Here is an 18,913-nt window from a genome sequence, read left to right on the forward strand (position 1 = left end):
ATAAATTTTGTGTTTTTATATAAAAGTTTTATGCTACTATGTATTCTTTTTTAAAGTATTCCTTGGTGAAGTTTAAATCAAGAGGTTCAGTAGGTATTTCATATAAAAATAAATTTTTTCTTGCACGTTTCCATGGCTCGCCGTTAGTTATAATTTCTTCTAATACTTTAGGCGTATATAATTTAAATAGATTCCATATATCATCAAGAAATAACCTTGTCTCTTGATTAAACGAAAAGTCATCATTACATTCTTCAGGAATTGTATGATAAGTGTACTTTCTGTATTTGTCATGAACAGATTTTATAAGTGGACCATGTTCAAACATATAAATCTCTTCAAGAAAAATCGGCTTATTTTCAATAGCTAAATGAAACCCTTGAGAAAAATAGAGTAATTTATGTAGTTTCATGTATGATACCCTATATTTTTCACTATTTTTACCCTTAAAAATAAAATATTTTGCGATTTCTAAAACATCTATACAACCATCCATGTAAAAAAGCACCTCCTAATCCAATTAGTACAAAGCTTCTCTTGCATATCTCATTATTCTTTGAAATTATTATTGCAATCATTACACTGATAAGCCACTAATGTTGTCTTATCCCCGAATCCATTTGAACCTTGTTTGTAACCACCATGACCTAAACAATTTGTATTTGAACTGCCACAATGGGGGACAAATATGTTTTTCTCCGATTTTCACAAAAAAACTCTCCTTTATTCAACTATACATTCATGGTGTATAGCTTGTATTTTTGATTTCAAAGCATTTATTATCAGGATAGATTCCTGTGTGAGTATTGATTTTGCCACATTGACTACATTCATTTCTATAACCCCGTAGTAACTATCTAACTCACCAAAATTTAACTGTGTTTTGGGTTTTAGCTTCTTATATGTGTTTTTAAACATTGATTCCATTATGTTCCAAAAAGAGATGCTTTCTACATCTTTTTCTTCGATTGACTTTGATTGTTGTCTTTTGATAAAAAACAACTCTTTCTCTATTAATGCTTTTGACACCTGTATTTCTGCATCCGAAAGAAATAATGTGGTTTTTTGTTCAGACTGTATATTAGACATTGTTTTTGACGGACTTTTATTAGAAATAATTAATTTCAATAGGGACAGCTCCTTTATTAGGTATGCTACCTTTCTATTATATCAAATAGAAAACAATAAATAAATCTTTTTCGTAAATAATTTTTTACTTAAAGTAACTTATAACATTGACTATAGTTAATGATTATTGTACTATTTGTTTACAATGAAAGTAAATCGTAATAGAGAAGGGTGGATGCATGTATGGATTTTGTTAATGAGTCGCATCAATTACAATACAATCATTTTATTTCTTATTTAAAGTCAAAAAAAGAACAGGCAATTATTTACTTGTTAACATCAGTAGGATGTTCAGATGAAATTGTTAGTCAACTGTATTCGTTTGACGGTTCCTATATGGAGTACAATCAAAAACTGTTTAAAGTTTTAAATAATGAGTTAAGCGAAAAGAAAAGAATGATAATTGCTGTTGCATTTAATCTATTTAATGGGGCAGATGTTACAGATGAATTGAATCTATCAAGATATGATTACGGAATAGACATGTATAGTGTTTTGTGTGTATTAGGAAAAGAAATGAAAGTGGTTCGTGAATCATTAGCGATATTAGAAGATAAATAGAGAAAAGAGTGATAGAAGTGCATGTAAAATATTTTCAAGCAATAGCAGACATTCAAAATCACTATGAAGATGTGATATGTCAATTTGATAATTTAAGATTTGGACATTCATTGTTAGAAACATGGGGGATTAGACTATCAGAAAAGGAATCTATTATCAAAGAACAAGACGTTTTAAGATATTTACTTGGATGTAAATGGGGATTTATTCATGATAAAAGCGTGAAAAAACCGTCAATTGAAATCGTTCAACGATGTTTTCAACGACAATTAACCTTTTTAGAAATGATTCATAAATGCAATGCTTATAATGTGAATCAACATCATTCTAAGTTAATTCAAAAACAATATAAGGCTTGCCGACATTACTTATTTAAATTTTCTTTACCTGCATGGTATGAAAAATTACCAAATGAAATTCTAACATTGCAGGAAAAGTATAAAATATCTAATGAAACATACATGATGTGATTGAAATATAAAATATATATGCTATAATTTTCATTGACTATAGTAAATGGGTGATGAAAGGAGGATGTTGAGTGCAATACATTCCTAACTTTTTTCCATTAAACATGTTCCAACGAAATCGAATCCATAATTTAATTCACGAGAGAAGAAATGAAGTATTTGACATAAAAAAAATAACAGAATTAGTTATTGAAAACGTTCGACATGGATACACAAGAATAAGTGATATTTATGGAAAAGTAGACTTAACACAAGTGATATTGAATTCGGCTGAAATGAATACTTATTTCGAATGTCCACTTATAAAAGGGAATCATGCATGGATTAGCATGAGTGAAACAGGTCATTGTAGATATTTTACGAGAAGTAAAGCTGATGTTACAAATTCCCTGGACTTAATTGATTTATTAAGTGTGTATTATAACGAAAAAATAGGAAAGACGATTCGAATTGCAAATCATAAATTCGGTTTAATTTGGGAAGATAGATGGCTACATGTTCAATCGAAAAGATACGAAGAGAATATTGATTCTTTAGAATGTATATTGCCTAAACGATATCCTTGTTTACATAAACTTGTTGGCGATAGATGGGAGCTTTTGAAAGCGATGAATAGAATTGGGCTAAATACACTGGTTAGTAAACATTTAAGCTATCAAAATCAGGCTATATTTTTCGTATCAATAAAATATCTCAAATATAATTATTTCCCTAACTACTCAGTTTCTGTCATTAATCAATGCATGAATCTGTTTGCAGTATTAGGATTTGTTCGAAAAATGAAAGACGATGAAATTCCATTAGAATTTTTAAATCAAGCAAAAGAAGAAATGAAAAAGAATAAAGAAAAGCGAAACATTGTTTCTTTTTATTTAGTAGAAAATGTAGAAGATACAATGGAAATTGCAGAAGAAAGAGCAAAAATATTAATAAAACATAATATTAAATATCATACATTAACAAAAGACAAGGTATCCCATATTTTTGGGGATGAATTTTCAAAAAATATTTATGTGCAAGAAACTTCAGGTGGGTCAAAAAAGCTTAAGCATGAACGAGGAATGTTAGAGGATTATTTTCATCACTGTTATAAAGAGTATGGTTATGTTGCAAAGGAAAACTTAATTACACTTACAACGATGAAAGAGAAAACCATAGATAAGATATGGAAAGAGCTTGTATCAGGAACAAATGGTGTGGTATTTAGGCTTAATCCTGAATTAAGAGAATTACTAAATTTGAAGTCGAGAAGTTCTATTGTAATAGATGAAAATAGGGTCAACGAAGTCCTTACAGCGTAAGGTTTTTTAAGGTCTTCATTTTGACTATAGTTAATAAAATTGTGTATAGGGAGGGTTCAAACATGAAGTTTGGTCAAATGAGTATACGGAAGGTATCTGGTAAAGCAGATTATGTACACTTGGATATCTGTGGGTTAACCGTGGAAGAAGCACTTGATAAATACAAAATATATGCACCATTACCTGTTATCTTACATGGGGATTGGACTAAAAAGGGACAGAGTGAAAATAACGTTCTGTCTCGATACAAAGAATATATACAAATCATTATTGCTCTTCAACAAGTGACAGTTGTTTATGGAATTACCATTCATCCTCCGTCCAAAAAGAAAATGGGATGGCATATTTTTAAAAGTTTATGCACAAGAGTAGAAGAGGAAACAAATTGCCCTGTGTTCGTGGAAAATCGAAGCAATTCACGATTACATGTATCTCTTCCAGAAGAAGTGATAGCGCTTAGTTATGAAGTGAAAATGACAATTGATATTCCACAATTATTTATTGCTTGTAGATACGACAAGTCATGTTTTATAGAAACATTAAAGAATATGAATTGGAAAAATGTCAAGGAGCTACACCTTGCTAATTTAAAAAAGACAGAAAAGAACACATTGGTCGCTCGAAAGTTAAATGATGGACTACTTATTTATGAAGAAATACTAAGTTATCTTCCTAACGATGCGTTTGTTACGTTTGAAATACTTGGTGGTGTTCCAACTTTTGAGACCCAAATAGATGTGTTTCTAAACATGAAGAAAGTGGTGATTGTATGAATCGGAAGCTCAAATTAGTAACGATGTGTGCAATGGTATTAAGTAGTTCATTGGTTATGTCAGGTTGTACGTATTACAAAATTCCATTCAAATCATTCGTGAAAGAAGTAAAACCAGAAGAACAGGAAAAGAAAATACCTACTATTATGGGGATTAAAATAGAAGAAGTGCAGGATGAAGCAAATCTTTTAGAAACCATGCAGAATCAAATCAATACAATCGAGTCTGTCATAAAAGACAAGGACTCCTATTTAAAAACAATGTCGAATGGGAAAAACATGTATAAATTATTAGATTCTGTTTTTTCCAGTAGCTATAAAAATAAAGATGATGCATTCTTTGAAACATTAGCAGATGTGTATAAAAAAGAACATAGAAAAGTAGATTCTATGACACTAACTTCTTTTGGTAAACAGATTGTTAATAACAATGAAAAATATAAAGCCGTAGTGGATATTAATTCTGTAGATGATGACAAAACATTTGATATTCAAACTATCGAGTTAACTTTAGATGATAAATTAAAAATTGAGAATGCATCCAGAATTGGTAACATTCATGAGTCCGAACATACAGAATCACCATTAACAGCGAAAAGCACTTTAGAAGCAAATGTTCATCAGGAGTTTTTATTAGAGTTAAATACATTTTTACATAGCCTGAATGGAAAAGGACTACATCAACAAGTTATAAATGAAGAAGTAAAGGGGAATAGTCCTGAATTTATTGAACTTGCTAAAAAAATGGGATTGGCTGAAAAAAGTGCTACTACACTATATGAACTATCAAAGCTTACAAAACAAGAAATGAAAAAGAAGAAGATAACAAGTTATGTTCATGATGATAAAGATGTTCGAGCTGTTACAGTATATACCTTGTCTGTTCCAACAGAAAAAGGAATTCATCATTTCAAGATAGAGTTTAAAAGGGGCATAAATAAAATTATTAGTCTCAAAGAAAGTAATCCATCATAAAACCATTTCAATAAATATACTCCTTCTCAACTATCTACAATACATAAGGAAAATATAAAGAAAGAAAGGAGATGGATACGATGAATACAACACAAAATACGCAAAAAGAAAGAATTAAAGAAGAACTTATACGTTTTTGTAAAGAAGGGGTGTATACAGATGGTTTTAATGAGGAATTTCAAGAAGAACTAATTAAAAATGCCGATAAAATTGCTGATATTTTAGTTTCGGATGAATGCCAAGTAGATATGGATAATTTGAAAGATGAAATTGAAGATGCGATTCGAGTATATGTATTACTTCGATAAACAGTATTTGGAGGGAGTTGGATATGTTGGTTTCAAAAATGTCAAAACCAATTTTAGTTACTTGCTTAGTGGCAAGTATGTTAGTCGGTTGTGGGACGAAAACAACTGAGAAATTAAATGACAAAGAACAAGCTTCATTTGTTAATGATGTAAATAAGATGGTTTCAAATCGAGGTAGTGGTCAGGAATTAGAGTCTACTTTTAAGAATAAAATTATGAAGTTAGATAAGAAACACGCTTCAGACGTACTAAATGCATATATGTTCTCTGTACAGCAAGACAGTGGTGAATTAAAAGTAAAAATGGGGCCATTGCAATCTGATTTACTAAAAGTGATGAAAGATAAAAAAGTAGATGTCACAAAACATGAATCTATTGATAAATTAGACGATGGATTAGTGAAGGGATTATTGGCAGAAGCAGAAAAGCTACATTTAAAAGTGAAGCAAGATAAAGGCTCTGAAACGTTTTACTTAGCTGTAGATTATCAATATGTTCTTGATAATTATGGGGAATATATGGATGATGATTTAAAAACATTCCTTCAATTTAACAAAAAGCAAAGTGAGCACGAAATTTTTGATTCGAAAAATGAAGAGTTTGATTTAAAAGAGATTGCAAGTCAAATTAAAGAAATTGAGAAAAATGAATCAAAATGGAAAGATGGAAACTATAAAGAATCTTGGGCGAACAGTGGAAGATACTTATATAGCATTTTATTAGGTGTTGACCATACGTTCTTTGTTGAAGATGGAAAGATGAAACCTAATATTAAAAAAGAATTCGAGTCTATTATTAAAGAAAATAAAGGCACGCAAGTAGCTAAAATGTTAAAAGACTATTTATCTATCATTGAGAAACAAAATGGTCAAATAAACGAACAGGTGAAAAACGAAGCCAAGGATTTATCTATGAAACCATTTTCTACGTATATTGATATTGAATTTGGCACAGAAGAGACATCACAACAAATGGAAGTTCCACAAGAGAATAAGCAATGATAAAAGAGAGAGGAATCTCTCTTTTTTATTTTCGTAAATTATTATTGACTATAGTTGATATAAATAATATAATCCTTGTAGAGTTAATAAATGAATGGAGGTAATTAGAATGAAAGATGGTGAGCTCTATATCATTCAATTAACAAATGAAAAATATGCAAGATTTTCTTCCCGACCTCATTTTATAGAGGATGTATTTGGAGAAGAGCATAAATCAAATGCAACCCCATTTAATAAAGTGGAAGCAGGAAAGATTGTCAAAGAAATGAATCATCCTACGTTTGTAAAACATGTAGGTATTTGTATAGAAGCAAAAGGGATTGTCGCTTTACATAATTAACTCATGAGGTGAAGGATTATGAATCGAACATTAATGACAGGTGAAGTTGTAAATTTGGCAGACATTATTGCATATGCAAAGCCAAATCAGGTATTTAAGGCACATTATGCAGAAGAGAATTGGTATATAAAAAAAATGCCATTAATACAGGATGAGAATCATCTTGAGTATGAAAGTTACTGTCTTTTTAATTATTGTGATGAAGATGGCTTTTCAGATTCACAACGAGTGTGCTTAAGTCATAGTGATATATCTGCAAAATATGAAGTTTTGGGATTTAAAAAGAGTGAAAGACAATTGAAGTGCATTAAATCTGTCGTTGTTAATGAGTCAGCAGGAGAGGATTTTAAACAAGGAAAAATTTATCCATTATTAAAAAATGGTGTATACATTGAATCTATGAGTGAATTCCAAAAGAAGCATGGATTATCAGACTCAAGAGGAGAAAGAGATGATTGGTTTCAAGAGCATTTTGAAATTGTTGTGATAGGAGATGGACGAGAATGAAAGGCATTGTGTTAAATCAATTTTACGATAGCTTATCGAGTAAGAGTGGGCTTTCAAGAGCATCAGTCGTTGTGTTACATCCAAATGAAGCAAAGACAAGAATGGTTACATTAGATGGTGGTCTTAACCCCGAAACAGTCGAGTGGATGAGGGTTTTACTGGAATCAAAAACAGGATTGTCGAATACTCAGCTTAGTACATATACAGAAGAAGAATTAGACTCTTTATGGAATAAAACAATGAAGTAAAAAAGAAAGGGGATGTCTTAGTATGGAACTCCAAAAACATGAATGGGTGATTGTTAGGGATGCAGAAGAGCGAGGTCTTGTAGTCGCTATGACTTCGGAAATTACTCAAATTAGAACGGAATTAAACAAGGAATTATCGACTTACTTCAGAGAGAAATGCAGTGATTATCCAGGCGTATTTCAAGAAGAGATTTGTGAAGATGTATTAGAATCTGTAAATGAATATATTGAGGATAATAAAATCGAAAAATATCCTTATAAATTGGATTTCCCTTTCACAGTAGGTTCTCAAGAATACTTAGTGCCTATTGGGGAAAACATTGAGTTGGTAGTTGTCGCTTTTGATGAATACCATGGTGGTGGGGAGTACAGTAAATTCCTTAAGATTAATTTCTTTGTAATGAATGAAAAGGCATCAACAGAGGACATAGATATGTTAATTGCATTTGTAAATAAATATTTAGCTCCTTTTTATAAAGAAGAAAAGGAGAATGTACAATGACGAGGGTCGTTAACTGTAAACGTTGTAAGCATCGCAAAGTAGGCTTTAGTGATTCTATTACTGATATAAAAATTACTTGTAAAAAGCAACAGAGAGAATTTAGTCATATTACGGAAGAGAACTATGAGGAAGAAATCGAGAAACAAATTGAATGCACAGAGTTTGAATCAAAATATATAGAATATCCGTTAGAAATCAGTGGTATTGACACACCTAAAGATAGAGGTATTCGAACAAAAACATATAATGGGAAATGTGGTCAATTAGTAAAAGTAAGACCTTGTAATGAAAAGTATGAAGGAAAAACATACTTAGGAATTTTTTTAGGGGATGCAGATATTGGTTTGTTTGTATCTCATAACCCTGAAAGTAAAGAGTTATCTATTACAAGGCATTACAATCCTGCCATTTTTGTTCCTGAATTGAAAGAAATTATTTATGGAGCGGGTAGTTGGTGGGGCAAAATTAATTCTGAAGAAGAATTAAAAGAAATTACAGATGCAGATATTAACGATGTGTGGTATGTGAAAATGCTACAGAATCTCTAATCATATAAAGGAGAGAAGTTGTATTTTTATTTAAACAAATGATTTATAAAGGGAGAGATTTATTATGATTCGAGAAGGAAAACCATTTATCAAAAATGCACCATTTTTACTTGGGCTAATCACCTTTGAAGCGGTTGCTTTAACAGTAATGTGGACATCGTTTTACTACATCTTCTAAGAAGAAATGAGTCAAAGTATGCTTACATCAAGAATTAACAAAAGGGATATTATATTTTGGACTGAAATAATTAGTGTGTTTTTTAGTATTCTACTTATAATTATTTATTTCATCTATAAAGATAAAACGATATTTTCTGTTACATTCATTGGAACTATTTTATTTTTGGGTTGTATAAAGGGAATATTAGGAATGAATAAGTTGAAAACGGAGAAATCACCATTTAAAAAAGAAAGAGCAAAACATCATATATATGAAGCAGTTTGGATTCTGGCAGGTATGCTTCCAATCTGCTTCTTTATTATTTATTTTATTTAATGATTTTAATTAAAAATTAAGGAGGAATTAATGATGGAATACGTTGATTTTGAACAGCTAATAGGGGATACAGTGAAGGAAGGGGATAAGGTATGGATTTGCGATTATCGTCATAATAATATTATAGAATCGCCAATCCGTCATGTACCACCTCAAGAAGTGGTAATAGTTGATAATGATAAGTTACCAAAAAACAAAACAGTCTATTATTCATCTTATCACTTTCGACCAATTGGTAAAAAAGGAAAGCCATTAAGTACAATTATTGGTCCATATGATAATACTGGGTTTCGCTCTAATAAAGGAACATCCTTAAATATTTTCTTTACAGAGGAAGAATGCAGAAAGTGCTATAAGGAGCAATGTGAAGCAATTAAAGAACAAATCGAATATGAAAAGAAACGTGTGGAAAAGAGCATGAACTGTAAAATGGAGGATGTTAATAAAGAAATGTTAGAACATTGCTAATCTAAATTATAAAAAGGGATGATTATTTTGAAAAAAGAAACGTTGGAACGAATTAATACTTTACTTGCAGTAAAAGTCATGGGCTTTAAATGGGGAAGGGATGAAATCTTTAAAGAAGAAGGTTGGATTCAAGGGGAAAAAAAGAATGAATACACCTTTGTTCGTTCGTTTAAACCATCAACAAATCTGGAACACGCTTGGATGATAGCGAATCAATTAACAAAGGATAATGGACTCATTCAAGATGGAAAGCTTGTAAGAGAGTTAGATTCATTTGATTTGAATTTTGAATGTGGTATATGGGAATCTGAATTTTCTATCACGTCATCGAAAGGTTATTGGAAAGTAGAGGCGAAAACACCAGAATTAGCGATTTCATTGTCTGCCTTAGTTTTTGCAGGGGTAGGCGTTACGGAGTTTCAAAAAGAAATGAAAGAGGAATGATTATATTCATTCCTCTTTCATTTCTTGCAATGATTGTTTATGTTCGTTAAACATTCTCATCCATAGGACAAACGCCCAAAAATTAGAAGTTATACTGATGAATATGAATATTGAAAAAACAAATACATTTAAATTTAGTATATTGGATAGCAAAAGAAATATAAAACCCACAATTGTTAGTAAATAGTTTAACATATATTTTTGTTCCATATAATTACCTCCTTTTATTTACATATTATATCTTTATATTATTTTATACAATATATCTAATGTTATTCACCATAAAGAAATATGTAAATTTTATTTTACTTAAACAAAGATAATTGTTATACTATAGTCAATGGAATTTAGAAGAGGTGTTTGTATGAAACGAAAAGAAATAGAGATTTTCGCTTCTGTCTACGCTACATCAGATGAGTCCGATGAAGTGTATGTAAAAATGGATGATTGTCCGATTCAAAGACAAGAAGGCAAGATGAATTCGATTGCAATGAAGGGAGAGGACACTTATGAGTTGTGTGTATGTTATCAAGCTTTGAGTGGCAGAGGATTAAAAAGAAACATTTGCCCTCATTTTCAAGGGTGTAAACAAGTACAGCGAAATAAACAAAAGAGAATAAAGATTTTTTGTTCTGCTTTAGAAAATAAATAAACGTAATAGAAACGATAAAGAGAAGGAGATAGAGAGTCATGGTTGATATGTTATCTGTAGTTAAAAAGGAATTTCCAGAACTATTTACAAAAAAGGGGATTGTAAGAAAAACTGAACCTAAACGTTATAAATGTCAGTGTGGAAATACATTTAACAAAGTACAACGCTATAACATGGGTGGTCTGGGATTTGGAATTCCAGTATGTAGTGCGTGTGGTAAGAGAGCCGAGAAATCAGTTGTGAACAAAATTTGGTCGAGATTAATTAATCATCAAATTGAACAAGAGGATTTCATTTTAAATGCTGTAATGAATAATCCTTCTATTTCCAAGGAACAATTAAATTCTTTGCTTAATGAGAAATTTGCTACAAAAACAAACGCATTAGGTCATTTAGCTTATTTTGGATACCTTTCAGTAGATAAAGAAAAAAGAGATACATTGAATATTATTGAATACAAAGTTAATAGTGAAAAAGATTTGGTACATCGTTACGAAAAACTATGATTTCAATCTACTAATAGGGAGTTTTTAGCATGGAAGAAAGAGAAGATTTGATTATTAAGGTAACTTTTTTTAAAGAAAGCGGAAAATATTATACTCACGGAAAAGTGAACATTGGAAAAGCACGTTTATGGCAAGGTGATGATAGTTTCAAGCAAGCTATTGTAGATAATCAAACAATGCTAACAGATAGTTGGATTGGGAATATGCATGTCGTTACAGAAGATTTACCAGAGCATGATTCAGACCCTAATTATAGAGAGTTTTCATCTGCGTTAATTCTTGCTCATGAATTTAGAGGAATGAAACGAACAGTAAAGCCTAAGGGGTGATTAGGAAATGCAAATAAAAGCAGGTCAAATAGTAGATGTTGTGATTGCAGAGGATGAAAAAAAGCGAGGATTTGTTATTGGTTGGGATGCGGAGTGGATTTATGTAGAGTTCTTCGAGGAAAACGACATAAAAACAACTTTAGATAAAATCATACCAACGAATTATATATTACAGTCCTGCCATTGGTGTAGTGGCACAGGAACTTATCGAGAGCATGTAAGTGATAGTAGATTGCCATGTCCAGATTGTAGTGGTAAAGGGAGTGTAGTTGTTGATATGAAAGCAGAAGGTGATGTAGGTGAAAAGTAAAAGATTTATTTATGCCATATTAAGTACATTTTTTTGCATGTTCCTGTTATCAGCATGTGACCCACCAGAAACAGAACCACAATTAAAGGTGGAAAAAGATAATAGCACTCATGAAGAAAAAGAACAAGAAAATGAAAAATTTACAATCAAGAAAATAAATGAAAGTATAAAAATTCTTACGGATAAAGAAAGAGGAGAAGAATACATAATCTATTATGATGAGTGGGAAAATAGAGCAACAATGACTCATCGAGAAGGACAAAAGAAATAATACATAGAGGAGATATGGAATAATGGCAGAAAAAACACAATCTAAAAAAGACTTGGAATCAATGATGTCTAATATGTTTCAAGCACTCGCAAATAGTACAAATAACGAAATAGTTCGTAAATATCATTATGAAATTGATGAAATCATTTCAAAATATGGGGCATTTCTGAAAGACCCATCTATGTTTGAATCTTTCATAAACTATGAGCTTGATAACATCTTAGATGTGTGTGTAATGAATCTATATCCAGAGTTAGAGGATAATTCTTTTTATGATATTTCTTTCTTATACAAACATTATCATTTTGTAGAGCTTCATTTGGAAAACTTTATTGAACAAGCAGAAGGCTCTCCATGTAGTGCAGACAAAGCAAAATGGATTTTAGAACATTACAGAGAATTTGTTATTTCAAAAGAGATTCCTACATTTAACGTTGACAAAAAAGACTGGTGGAAACCTAAATTTGGCACAGGGGAGCAATGGATGAACTTATGCAATGCATTACAAGGTTTGTATTATGGAAAGCCAATTAAGTATTTAGAAGCTATTCAAGCTTTAATGGAAGCACTGGAGAAAAATAAAGTAGCAGAACAGGAGAATGAAGGATGATTAAAAAAGCAGAATTAAAATCTCCTTACGTTTTAGAGGCAAAACTAACAGATGATGAAAGAGAACTGATTCAATACTATATAACTTGTGCCATACAAGAAATGACTAATCCTCTAAGGGCAAAATACTATGATGGTGTACTTACAGGAATCGTGCAATCTTTACAACTCCTTGGTCGAAAAGATATTTTCGAATTAATTGAGATGGAATTTCCCTATCATGATGAATTAAATTAATTATTTTATAAAGAAAAGGTGCATGATTATGATTGACAAGAACAGAGAAGCTATCATTGACTGGATATGGTCAAGGTATGGAAAATGTTCAGATAGTTTTATGTATCATCTTATAGAAATAGATTTACCGTTTCTTAATCTAAGTGAGAAGGTAAGAAATAAAGAGAAGAAGAGTATCATAATGGATACAGAAGAAATGAAGAAGCAGTTTATAGAAGAGATAGATTATATAAAAAGAACAGAGGGAAAGACCTGAATATGGTCGTGTGGAAAATGATAGATTCAAAAAGAAAAGAAGTTATAGATTCTGTATGGTTAGTGTATGGACATTATTCAGGTAATTTTTAGAAGAATTACCTGTGTTAGAATCACCATGGATTTCCGTAAAAAAGGATTTAAGACTTAAGAAAAGTACAAGTGACAAAATTGATGTGGATAAAATAAAAGAGTATTTCATGCACGAATTAGCTGAAATAAGAAATATGGAGGATAAAAATGAATAACCCTGTAATCCCTTTATTTGTGCATCAGTATTTAAAGAGTAATCTTATTTTTTCTCAGGAAGGTATGGAGAGTAAAGTAACTCTTGCTAACTACATTTTAGACAAAGTTGAAAATGATGACAGTAGTTCTCTTGCGACAGATGTCTTTCTATGGTTAAGAAAGAAAGGGAATCTAACTGTTTTTGCTAATGCAATTGAATCAGGTTACACCGTATCGAATGAATCTTTGAATATAGAGTCTAATACAGATACAGAACCGACTTATCAAGGCATACAGGCAATTGCCCGAATGGAAACCCATTGGATGATGCCTGTATCTGATGATAGAAGTCATGCTTATAAAATTATCAATGGTTTGTTATATGCATTAAAGATTGAAACAAAAGAAGAAATAGAAACTCTGACTTCATTTAATTGGTTATATAATGCAGAATTTGTAGATTATGACCCCGAAAATAAACCGAAATATATTTTAGTTTCTTCGAATGAAGACAAGTTAAAAGAGTTTCAAAGATTTGGTATCTATAATATAGATATTGAAAAAGGTCGAGATATTCAAGAAGTGAACCATCCTTCAGTAGATGTAGTTGCTATGTATAAATCTATAGAAGCAGGTACAATGAGAATTATAGAGGACACTGCTCTATACATTGAGGGCGAAGATGTAGGAGTAAACATCAAGTGGCTTTTAGACAACATAAGTAAATATGAAGGAAAAACAGCAACTTGGAAAGTTTGTTTGGCCGCAAATGATGGAAATCGAATTTATCTATATGAAGGAGCGGTACATGGAAGAATTGTGAATAACAAACCTGTAAAAGAAGCTTTCGGATTTGATAATTATTTTATTCCTGATGGTGCGTCAAAAACTCTTTATGAATTAGAAAAACAGGGAAGTAAAGATGGGTTTTCTGCACGTAGAAAAGCAGTAGATATGTTTTTAAACGAAATTCCTTGTTTAGTTGTTTCAATTGCTCAGATTAAGCCGTGGGAAGGAAACTATCAAAATACAAATAAATAGCAAGAAGAAAGAGACACAAAAATACATTGTGTCTCTTTTTGTAAAAATTAATTGACTAAAAGGTAGTAAATGAATTATAATATCAACTATAGTCAATAGAATGGAGATGATACAAATGCTATCTGTGGATTTAAAAAATAGATTTGTAAAAGATTTTTCTTTACCAATTAAAGTGTTTCAAGAACCGTATTTCTCGTATTATTTAGAGTTATATGATGAAACACATCAAACAAAGAGAAAATATAATATGTTCAAGGACGCTGTTGAAAAAAATGGTGGAGAACGTGGATTTATGGATTATTACAATCAATTAAAAGATAAAGTATCTAACACAATTAAACAAACAAATGCATTTGATGTTTTTAATCATGATAGATTAGAAGAATATGATGTACAAAAACATTCATTTTCAAAGCAGAATATCTATCAAAAAGAAAATGTCGGTAAAGTATTTGTTTCTGTAGATTTAAAAACAGCTAATTTTCAGGCTTTAAAATGGTATGACAACTCTCTGGTTTTAGGAATGGATTCATATGAAGACTTAATGAAAGTTTTTACGGATGAAAAGTATTTCATCCAATCAAAATACCTTCGACAAGTTATCTTTGGTAATTTAAATCCTAAGAAGCAAGTTAAGATTGAAGAGTATCTTACGTATGCTGTACTGCAATTATTTTTACAAGAAGGTGTATGTAAAGAAGAAGATGTAAGGATGTTTTCGAAGGATGAGTTTGTCTTTGAAATCCCAAAAGAAAAAGCTATGAACTTTAACGGAAGTGCAACGGAATCATTTATTGGAGATTGTTTTGAAAATAATATTCTTACTAAAGTTACAGTATTCGAATTGGTTCCCGCAGGTAAATATTTTGCGAAACGTTTTGTAGAGTATGCAATGGGCTATTCAAATGAATATGAATTTATTTGTGTTCCAAATATTGAATTCCCTCAAATCTATAAAGATTTTTACAATATGCCATTAAATGATAAGGATTTAGTTTTTTATCACGAGGGTCGATTAGCTACATTTTTAGAGCCGAATAGAAGCAATGAACAGTCTGCGTAAGTCAGAAAGTAATAAAGGTGATAGAAAACAATTTATGATGGAGAACAGTCAGTATTGGCTGTTTCTCACATCTTTTATCTCTTTATGTATGCTATTCATATCTACACATAAAAAAGAGATAGCTTTATTCTCGTGTTTTATTCTGTTATTTTCTGTATCCATTAGTATTGCAGTCAGTAAATATGAAGTTTTACAAAAGAAAATGATTATGAAATGGGTAGTAGATGTTCAGACTGAATCGTGTGCTTCTATTCTTGCAATTGTACTAATAAGCGAATATTTAAAAATAGACACACATTCTGCAACGTTCATATCATTTCTTATCTTTGTTACTTTTTTTACATATGAAATAAGTATATTTTTCGTAAATAAGTTCATTTTAAATAAATTTACATAGAAGGATGGCAATAAAAAATGAATATGTCCAGAAACAAAGCATATGTTACAACGAAAGAATTAGTAATTTCAGTGATTCTTCCCTTAATACCTCTTGTTATTCTATATTTCCTACCTTTCTTTCAGGGGATTTCTAAATTCATTTGGGCTGTTATAGGAATGAATGCTTTAGTTGTGTTTGGTTCAATAGCTCTTGGCTCGATTAAAAACAAAGACTTTCGATATAACGTTTTTTCTTTTCAACAAAAAGTGTTAGCTTGCTTACTTGGTCTTTTAATAGTAATGAATGTAAACGTAGGTGTTAACAAAGAGATACTGAAAGCATCCATTTTTTTATTCTTTAGTATTGACGTTATCACCGTTTTACCAGGAGTATTGTTATTTGCTCCAAAAGAAGATGATGAAAGCAAAGATAAAAACTTGAAGTAAATGTATAGAGAAAGGTGTATTAGATATATGGAAGGAAGATATTTCGGAATTCTAAATAAACAGGATAATAAAATGGTATTAATATATAATACCTACTGTTCATTCAGTCTCACTGAAGCATTATATGGCTTATCGTATGAAAGGGTATGTTTAATGGATAAAGTAGTAAAAATGATTTCAGAGGAACAAGCAAATACGTATAAGGAAATGCAGGTTCCTGTTTTATCCTTTGTTTAAGAGCAAATTCGTTTGCTCTTTTTTTATTGAACAAGCTCGAACCGTTTTAGTATATAGCCCCAATGAATATATTAGTAGACTAAAAATATATGAAAGGGGAGAATGAAGTGAAAAAGAAAGACGTTGTGCAATCAGAGAATAAGACTGATAAAGAAATGGAATCGAGTAAGAAAGGGAAAAGGAAGTTATTTTTATGGCTATGGCTTTTTCCTCCGTATGGGATTTATATTCTTTATAAAGAAAGAAGAATTCATCCCGCATTAACAACTATATTTGCAGTCCTACTTCTATGTATGATAGGTCTATCTGTAGACATGGTGTTAAACCCTAATAGAGTACATGATGAGAAAGCAAAAGAAGTCATGACGGAATTTATCGGCAAGAATGCAGATTTGAACATGGGGGACTTTAGAAATAATAAAAGAGAAGGGACAGTTCATGTAAATAAAAAGAACTTCGACCTATATAAACTATACACAACAAAAGGCGTTTATTTTGTGTATCTAACATCTTCAAACGGATTAGAATATCAAATACAAGAAATTGAACAGGCATTTCCAAATAGAAAAGAAATTTATAAAAAAGATAAAGGAATAGAGATATATCCTGAAAATATACTTCAAATCAATAAGGAGAAAGAGAAGTATGGTGAATATAAATCTATAGAAAGTTCTAATTCAGATAATGAGCAGGTTATTACTACAACAAAAGGAACCTATCAATTCTTTACTCGTTTTCAACAAGTCTTGAAAGTGGTTGAAATAAAAGGGGAAGAAAAGAAGACGGTATTTACAATGAATGCAAAACCAGATTTTTCAAAACGAACAGGAAAATATGTATTAAAAAATAAAGATAAAATTGGAGATGTAAAAGAATTGAGTGTTTATAGCATAGAGGCAGATAAACAAATATTTGACTTTACTACATCAAAAGGAATATATCGTATTCAAGAATTCTATGACGGAAGAGTTATCTTGATGGAAGGTACGGAAGAAAAGCATGATGAATCAATAAAAAAATGAGCCACTTAGGGCTCATTTTTTATATAGCTTCATTTAATTCTTTTTCCTTTTGAGGTGCATCTTCTTTTATGTTTAAATCTTCTAAAGATAAATCAAAATGTTTACAGAAATGATTTCTCATAGAAGTTAAACGTTTCTTTACATTTTGGGCACTTGCTGAACCAGACTGGCAAGCAATTCTATAATCTTCAGGCGTATTTTCAAAGAATGCCTCGGCCCAATCTCCGAATTTGATAGGAGTTACTTTGTTATTTAAGTTGTTATTAATAACATCTAATGACAAAATCACAAGCATTGGAACGTTAACTTTCTTTAAAAACTTTTGCTTTTTAGGGAATGCTTCATTTAGGTAAAAAATTGCATTATCTAATGTGCTTTTTAGTCTTGCTTTTAAATCTTCACTTTTTAATTTATCAATAAATGGTTGCATTTCACGTTTGTTTAAACCACTGTTAGGTTCATAAATTAGTTTTAAGATTTGAAGTACGATTTCTTGGTCCGTATATCTTTTTCTTGCACCTGCTGTAATGTTGATTTTATATTGGAAAAATGGGAAATCTGTAATTCTCTTTAAGAAAGAAATGATACGATTTCCTAAGACCGCTCTTGTCACCTCAATCGTGCGTAAAGCCACACCATTATTTAATCTGAAGAATAATTCTTCGATTTGTTGTTCATTTAAGTTTTCAGAAATGGAGAAATCAAATTTGTATTTCTTAATAGTTGATTGGAATTCCTCAGATAAATCTTCGAAAGTTAAACCTGCTATTTTTTCTCCATCAACTAATGGGGTATTCTTATCTAAAACTAAGTCCCCTTGCATAAATGAAAATAAAGTAGTTAACCTTTGTTTTCCATCTAATACGCTTAACATGTCATTATCTTTAATAGCTACGATAGGTGGGATATAGTAGTTTGATAGAATAGAATGAATTAATAAAGATGCCCTCTTGTTATCCCAGATATTTTCTTTTCTTTGAATGGCTAAATCAAAATTCAATTTACGAGTTTTGTAACGTTTTAATAATCTCTCTGAATCGAAATTACTCTTTTTATTGAAGCTTACCGCTTTGTCTTGATTCATATAATCACCTCATCCTTTCGTCCTTAATTATTTATTCTGAGAACATGAGTTTTATGATAAAAACTTTGATTTTCTGTGAGTTCAGTATACAACTTTTTAAAAATAAAAGAAAGACTTGATTCAATCGCTTATTTGACTATAGTTAGTTTAAAAGTTTAGATTTTTCTGTTGAAAG

At 30.7% G+C, this 18,913-nt stretch carries 33 protein-coding genes; 29 read left to right on the forward strand and 4 right to left on the reverse strand.

The window, feature by feature from the left end; translation table 11 throughout:
- Positions 1-28 precede the first annotated feature (28 nt).
- Positions 29-496 carry a Panacea domain-containing protein gene (locus tag V7S50_RS09775; RefSeq protein ID WP_061662684.1) on the reverse strand — a complete coding sequence of 156 codons (468 nt, stop codon included), beginning with the start codon at positions 494-496 and terminating at the stop codon, positions 29-31.
- Positions 497-723: 227 nt separating this feature from the next.
- Positions 724-1,128 carry a hypothetical protein gene (locus tag V7S50_RS09780; RefSeq protein WP_336376158.1) on the reverse strand — a complete coding sequence of 135 codons (405 nt, stop codon included), beginning with the start codon at positions 1,126-1,128 and terminating at the stop codon, positions 724-726.
- A 183-nt stretch (positions 1,129-1,311) separates the two neighbouring features.
- Here V7S50_RS09780 and V7S50_RS09785 point away from each other — a divergent pair, with 183 nt between their 5' ends.
- The 15 genes from V7S50_RS09785 to V7S50_RS09855 all read left to right on the forward strand — a co-directional run bounded on the left by V7S50_RS09785 (position 1,312) and on the right by V7S50_RS09855 (position 10,069).
- On the forward strand, positions 1,312-1,689 hold the full coding sequence (locus V7S50_RS09785) for a hypothetical protein (RefSeq protein ID WP_336376157.1): 378 nt from the start codon (positions 1,312-1,314) through the stop codon (positions 1,687-1,689).
- A 17-nt stretch (positions 1,690-1,706) separates the two neighbouring features.
- The gene (locus V7S50_RS09790) at positions 1,707-2,159 is read left to right on the forward strand and encodes a hypothetical protein (RefSeq protein WP_336584248.1); all 453 of its coding nucleotides are present in this window, start codon (positions 1,707-1,709) and stop codon (positions 2,157-2,159) included.
- A gap of 71 nt (positions 2,160-2,230) precedes the next feature.
- On the forward strand, positions 2,231-3,460 hold the full coding sequence (locus V7S50_RS09795; protein WP_336376155.1) for a hypothetical protein: 1,230 nt from the start codon (positions 2,231-2,233) through the stop codon (positions 3,458-3,460).
- Between the two features lie 62 nt (positions 3,461-3,522).
- Entirely contained in the window at positions 3,523-4,233 is a 711-nt protein-coding gene (locus tag V7S50_RS09800) for a hypothetical protein (RefSeq protein WP_336376154.1), read from the forward strand.
- Positions 4,230-5,207 (forward strand): hypothetical protein, encoded by a 978-nt coding sequence (locus V7S50_RS09805; RefSeq protein WP_336376153.1) that lies wholly within the window; start codon positions 4,230-4,232, stop codon positions 5,205-5,207. The genes V7S50_RS09800 and V7S50_RS09805 overlap by 4 nt, the downstream gene beginning before the upstream one ends.
- An 80-nt stretch (positions 5,208-5,287) precedes the next feature.
- Positions 5,288-5,515: a hypothetical protein gene (locus V7S50_RS09810; RefSeq protein WP_001098599.1), complete on the forward strand. Its 228-nt coding sequence runs from the start codon at positions 5,288-5,290 to the stop codon at positions 5,513-5,515.
- A 23-nt stretch (positions 5,516-5,538) separates the two neighbouring features.
- Positions 5,539-6,516, forward strand: coding sequence for a hypothetical protein (locus tag V7S50_RS09815; RefSeq protein WP_336376152.1), 978 nt, complete (start codon positions 5,539-5,541; stop codon positions 6,514-6,516).
- A 109-nt stretch (positions 6,517-6,625) separates the two neighbouring features.
- Positions 6,626-6,856, forward strand: a complete 231-nt coding sequence (locus tag V7S50_RS09820) for a hypothetical protein (RefSeq protein WP_336376151.1) — start codon at positions 6,626-6,628, stop codon at positions 6,854-6,856.
- A gap of 18 nt (positions 6,857-6,874) precedes the next feature.
- On the forward strand, positions 6,875-7,363 hold the full coding sequence (locus V7S50_RS09825) for a hypothetical protein (protein WP_336376150.1): 489 nt from the start codon (positions 6,875-6,877) through the stop codon (positions 7,361-7,363).
- Entirely contained in the window at positions 7,360-7,611 is a 252-nt protein-coding gene (locus V7S50_RS09830) for a hypothetical protein (RefSeq protein ID WP_242306184.1), read from the forward strand. Before V7S50_RS09825 ends, V7S50_RS09830 begins: the two co-directional genes overlap by 4 nt.
- A gap of 22 nt (positions 7,612-7,633) precedes the next feature.
- Entirely contained in the window at positions 7,634-8,113 is a 480-nt protein-coding gene (locus V7S50_RS09835) for a hypothetical protein (protein ID WP_336376149.1), read from the forward strand.
- Entirely contained in the window at positions 8,110-8,661 is a 552-nt protein-coding gene (locus V7S50_RS09840; protein ID WP_336376148.1) for a hypothetical protein, read from the forward strand. The genes V7S50_RS09835 and V7S50_RS09840 overlap by 4 nt, the downstream gene beginning before the upstream one ends.
- Positions 8,662-9,031: 370 nt before the next feature.
- A complete protein-coding gene (locus V7S50_RS09845; RefSeq protein WP_255288521.1) occupies positions 9,032-9,157 on the forward strand; it encodes a hypothetical protein in 126 nt (41 codons plus the stop codon).
- 33 nt (positions 9,158-9,190) lie between these two features.
- Positions 9,191-9,625 (forward strand): hypothetical protein, encoded by a 435-nt coding sequence (locus tag V7S50_RS09850; RefSeq protein ID WP_336376147.1) that lies wholly within the window; start codon positions 9,191-9,193, stop codon positions 9,623-9,625.
- An 18-nt stretch (positions 9,626-9,643) separates the two neighbouring features.
- Positions 9,644-10,069 carry a BC1872 family protein gene (locus tag V7S50_RS09855; RefSeq protein WP_336376146.1) on the forward strand — a complete coding sequence of 142 codons (426 nt, stop codon included), beginning with the start codon at positions 9,644-9,646 and terminating at the stop codon, positions 10,067-10,069.
- A 6-nt stretch (positions 10,070-10,075) separates the two neighbouring features.
- Here the strand turns inward: V7S50_RS09855 and V7S50_RS09860 are convergent, their stop codons facing one another.
- The gene (locus V7S50_RS09860) at positions 10,076-10,279 is read right to left on the reverse strand and encodes a hypothetical protein (RefSeq protein WP_336376145.1); all 204 of its coding nucleotides are present in this window, start codon (positions 10,277-10,279) and stop codon (positions 10,076-10,078) included.
- A gap of 154 nt (positions 10,280-10,433) precedes the next feature.
- Between V7S50_RS09860 and V7S50_RS09865 the strand changes: the two genes are divergently transcribed.
- From V7S50_RS09865 to V7S50_RS09930, 14 genes are all read left to right on the forward strand, one after another.
- The gene (locus tag V7S50_RS09865; RefSeq protein WP_336376144.1) at positions 10,434-10,721 is read left to right on the forward strand and encodes a hypothetical protein; all 288 of its coding nucleotides are present in this window, start codon (positions 10,434-10,436) and stop codon (positions 10,719-10,721) included.
- A 38-nt stretch (positions 10,722-10,759) separates the two neighbouring features.
- Positions 10,760-11,227 carry a hypothetical protein gene (locus V7S50_RS09870; protein ID WP_242298725.1) on the forward strand — a complete coding sequence of 156 codons (468 nt, stop codon included), beginning with the start codon at positions 10,760-10,762 and terminating at the stop codon, positions 11,225-11,227.
- Positions 11,228-11,256: 29 nt separating this feature from the next.
- Positions 11,257-11,556, forward strand: a complete 300-nt coding sequence (locus V7S50_RS09875; RefSeq protein ID WP_086877487.1) for a hypothetical protein — start codon at positions 11,257-11,259, stop codon at positions 11,554-11,556.
- Positions 11,557-11,563: 7 nt separating this feature from the next.
- Entirely contained in the window at positions 11,564-11,866 is a 303-nt protein-coding gene (locus V7S50_RS09880) for a hypothetical protein (RefSeq protein ID WP_336376143.1), read from the forward strand.
- The gene (locus V7S50_RS09885) at positions 11,856-12,137 is read left to right on the forward strand and encodes a hypothetical protein (RefSeq protein ID WP_260857488.1); all 282 of its coding nucleotides are present in this window, start codon (positions 11,856-11,858) and stop codon (positions 12,135-12,137) included. The genes V7S50_RS09880 and V7S50_RS09885 overlap by 11 nt, the downstream gene beginning before the upstream one ends.
- A gap of 22 nt (positions 12,138-12,159) precedes the next feature.
- A complete protein-coding gene (locus tag V7S50_RS09890) occupies positions 12,160-12,747 on the forward strand; it encodes a hypothetical protein (RefSeq protein ID WP_336376142.1) in 588 nt (195 codons plus the stop codon).
- Complete coding sequence (locus tag V7S50_RS09895) at positions 12,744-12,983, forward strand: hypothetical protein (protein ID WP_336376141.1); 240 nt, start codon at positions 12,744-12,746, stop codon at positions 12,981-12,983. Before V7S50_RS09890 ends, V7S50_RS09895 begins: the two co-directional genes overlap by 4 nt.
- A gap of 28 nt (positions 12,984-13,011) precedes the next feature.
- Positions 13,012-13,239, forward strand: coding sequence for a hypothetical protein (locus tag V7S50_RS09900; protein ID WP_336376140.1), 228 nt, complete (start codon positions 13,012-13,014; stop codon positions 13,237-13,239).
- Between the two features lie 103 nt (positions 13,240-13,342).
- On the forward strand, positions 13,343-13,486 hold the full coding sequence (locus V7S50_RS09905; protein ID WP_336376139.1) for a hypothetical protein: 144 nt from the start codon (positions 13,343-13,345) through the stop codon (positions 13,484-13,486).
- Positions 13,479-14,507, forward strand: coding sequence for a non-canonical purine NTP pyrophosphatase (locus V7S50_RS09910; protein WP_336376138.1), 1,029 nt, complete (start codon positions 13,479-13,481; stop codon positions 14,505-14,507). The genes V7S50_RS09905 and V7S50_RS09910 overlap by 8 nt, the downstream gene beginning before the upstream one ends.
- Before the next feature lie 115 nt (positions 14,508-14,622).
- A complete protein-coding gene (locus tag V7S50_RS09915; protein ID WP_336376897.1) occupies positions 14,623-15,570 on the forward strand; it encodes a hypothetical protein in 948 nt (315 codons plus the stop codon).
- Between the two features lie 414 nt (positions 15,571-15,984).
- Positions 15,985-16,395 (forward strand): hypothetical protein, encoded by a 411-nt coding sequence (locus tag V7S50_RS09920; RefSeq protein WP_336376136.1) that lies wholly within the window; start codon positions 15,985-15,987, stop codon positions 16,393-16,395.
- Positions 16,396-16,422: 27 nt separating this feature from the next.
- Complete coding sequence (locus tag V7S50_RS09925; RefSeq protein ID WP_000399092.1) at positions 16,423-16,632, forward strand: hypothetical protein; 210 nt, start codon at positions 16,423-16,425, stop codon at positions 16,630-16,632.
- Between the two features lie 107 nt (positions 16,633-16,739).
- Positions 16,740-17,654 (forward strand): hypothetical protein, encoded by a 915-nt coding sequence (locus tag V7S50_RS09930; protein ID WP_336376135.1) that lies wholly within the window; start codon positions 16,740-16,742, stop codon positions 17,652-17,654.
- Positions 17,655-17,673: 19 nt separating this feature from the next.
- On the opposite strand, the gene V7S50_RS09935 is transcribed toward V7S50_RS09930, so the two are convergent.
- Positions 17,674-18,738 carry a DUF262 domain-containing protein gene (locus tag V7S50_RS09935; protein ID WP_001070769.1) on the reverse strand — a complete coding sequence of 355 codons (1,065 nt, stop codon included), beginning with the start codon at positions 18,736-18,738 and terminating at the stop codon, positions 17,674-17,676.
- Positions 18,739-18,913: the final 175 nt, after the last annotated feature.

Origin of the sequence: Bacillus sp. CCNWLW194, from assembly GCF_037120585.1 — a bacterium.
Taxonomy (GTDB): Bacteria; Bacillota; Bacilli; order Bacillales; family Bacillaceae_G; genus Bacillus_A; species Bacillus_A basilensis.

Bases quoted from the DNA above. Each gene is read 5' to 3' on its own strand.
- V7S50_RS09775 (WP_061662684.1), bottom strand. From the start codon at position 496: ATGGATGGTTGTATAGATGTTTTAGAAATCGCAAAATATTTTATTTTT.
- V7S50_RS09785 (WP_336376157.1), top strand. From the start codon at position 1,312: ATGGATTTTGTTAATGAGTCGCATCAATTACAATACAATCATTTTATT.
- V7S50_RS09800 (WP_336376154.1), top strand. From the start codon at position 3,523: ATGAAGTTTGGTCAAATGAGTATACGGAAGGTATCTGGTAAAGCAGAT.
- V7S50_RS09805 (WP_336376153.1), top strand. From the start codon at position 4,230: ATGAATCGGAAGCTCAAATTAGTAACGATGTGTGCAATGGTATTAAGT.
- V7S50_RS09810 (WP_001098599.1), top strand. From the start codon at position 5,288: ATGAATACAACACAAAATACGCAAAAAGAAAGAATTAAAGAAGAACTT.
- V7S50_RS09815 (WP_336376152.1), top strand. From the start codon at position 5,539: ATGTTGGTTTCAAAAATGTCAAAACCAATTTTAGTTACTTGCTTAGTG.
- V7S50_RS09820 (WP_336376151.1), top strand. From the start codon at position 6,626: ATGAAAGATGGTGAGCTCTATATCATTCAATTAACAAATGAAAAATAT.
- V7S50_RS09825 (WP_336376150.1), top strand. From the start codon at position 6,875: ATGAATCGAACATTAATGACAGGTGAAGTTGTAAATTTGGCAGACATT.
- V7S50_RS09830 (WP_242306184.1), top strand. From the start codon at position 7,360: ATGAAAGGCATTGTGTTAAATCAATTTTACGATAGCTTATCGAGTAAG.
- V7S50_RS09835 (WP_336376149.1), top strand. From the start codon at position 7,634: ATGGAACTCCAAAAACATGAATGGGTGATTGTTAGGGATGCAGAAGAG.
- V7S50_RS09840 (WP_336376148.1), top strand. From the start codon at position 8,110: ATGACGAGGGTCGTTAACTGTAAACGTTGTAAGCATCGCAAAGTAGGC.
- V7S50_RS09845 (WP_255288521.1), top strand. From the start codon at position 9,032: ATGAATAAGTTGAAAACGGAGAAATCACCATTTAAAAAAGAAAGAGCA.
- V7S50_RS09850 (WP_336376147.1), top strand. From the start codon at position 9,191: ATGGAATACGTTGATTTTGAACAGCTAATAGGGGATACAGTGAAGGAA.
- V7S50_RS09855 (WP_336376146.1), top strand. From the start codon at position 9,644: ATGATTATTTTGAAAAAAGAAACGTTGGAACGAATTAATACTTTACTT.
- V7S50_RS09860 (WP_336376145.1), bottom strand. From the start codon at position 10,279: ATGGAACAAAAATATATGTTAAACTATTTACTAACAATTGTGGGTTTT.
- V7S50_RS09865 (WP_336376144.1), top strand. From the start codon at position 10,434: ATGAAACGAAAAGAAATAGAGATTTTCGCTTCTGTCTACGCTACATCA.
- V7S50_RS09870 (WP_242298725.1), top strand. From the start codon at position 10,760: ATGGTTGATATGTTATCTGTAGTTAAAAAGGAATTTCCAGAACTATTT.
- V7S50_RS09875 (WP_086877487.1), top strand. From the start codon at position 11,257: ATGGAAGAAAGAGAAGATTTGATTATTAAGGTAACTTTTTTTAAAGAA.
- V7S50_RS09880 (WP_336376143.1), top strand. From the start codon at position 11,564: ATGCAAATAAAAGCAGGTCAAATAGTAGATGTTGTGATTGCAGAGGAT.
- V7S50_RS09890 (WP_336376142.1), top strand. From the start codon at position 12,160: ATGGCAGAAAAAACACAATCTAAAAAAGACTTGGAATCAATGATGTCT.
- V7S50_RS09895 (WP_336376141.1), top strand. From the start codon at position 12,744: ATGATTAAAAAAGCAGAATTAAAATCTCCTTACGTTTTAGAGGCAAAA.
- V7S50_RS09900 (WP_336376140.1), top strand. From the start codon at position 13,012: ATGATTGACAAGAACAGAGAAGCTATCATTGACTGGATATGGTCAAGG.
- V7S50_RS09910 (WP_336376138.1), top strand. From the start codon at position 13,479: ATGAATAACCCTGTAATCCCTTTATTTGTGCATCAGTATTTAAAGAGT.
- V7S50_RS09915 (WP_336376897.1), top strand. From the start codon at position 14,623: ATGCTATCTGTGGATTTAAAAAATAGATTTGTAAAAGATTTTTCTTTA.
- V7S50_RS09920 (WP_336376136.1), top strand. From the start codon at position 15,985: ATGAATATGTCCAGAAACAAAGCATATGTTACAACGAAAGAATTAGTA.
- V7S50_RS09925 (WP_000399092.1), top strand. From the start codon at position 16,423: ATGGAAGGAAGATATTTCGGAATTCTAAATAAACAGGATAATAAAATG.
- V7S50_RS09935 (WP_001070769.1), bottom strand. From the start codon at position 18,738: ATGAATCAAGACAAAGCGGTAAGCTTCAATAAAAAGAGTAATTTCGAT.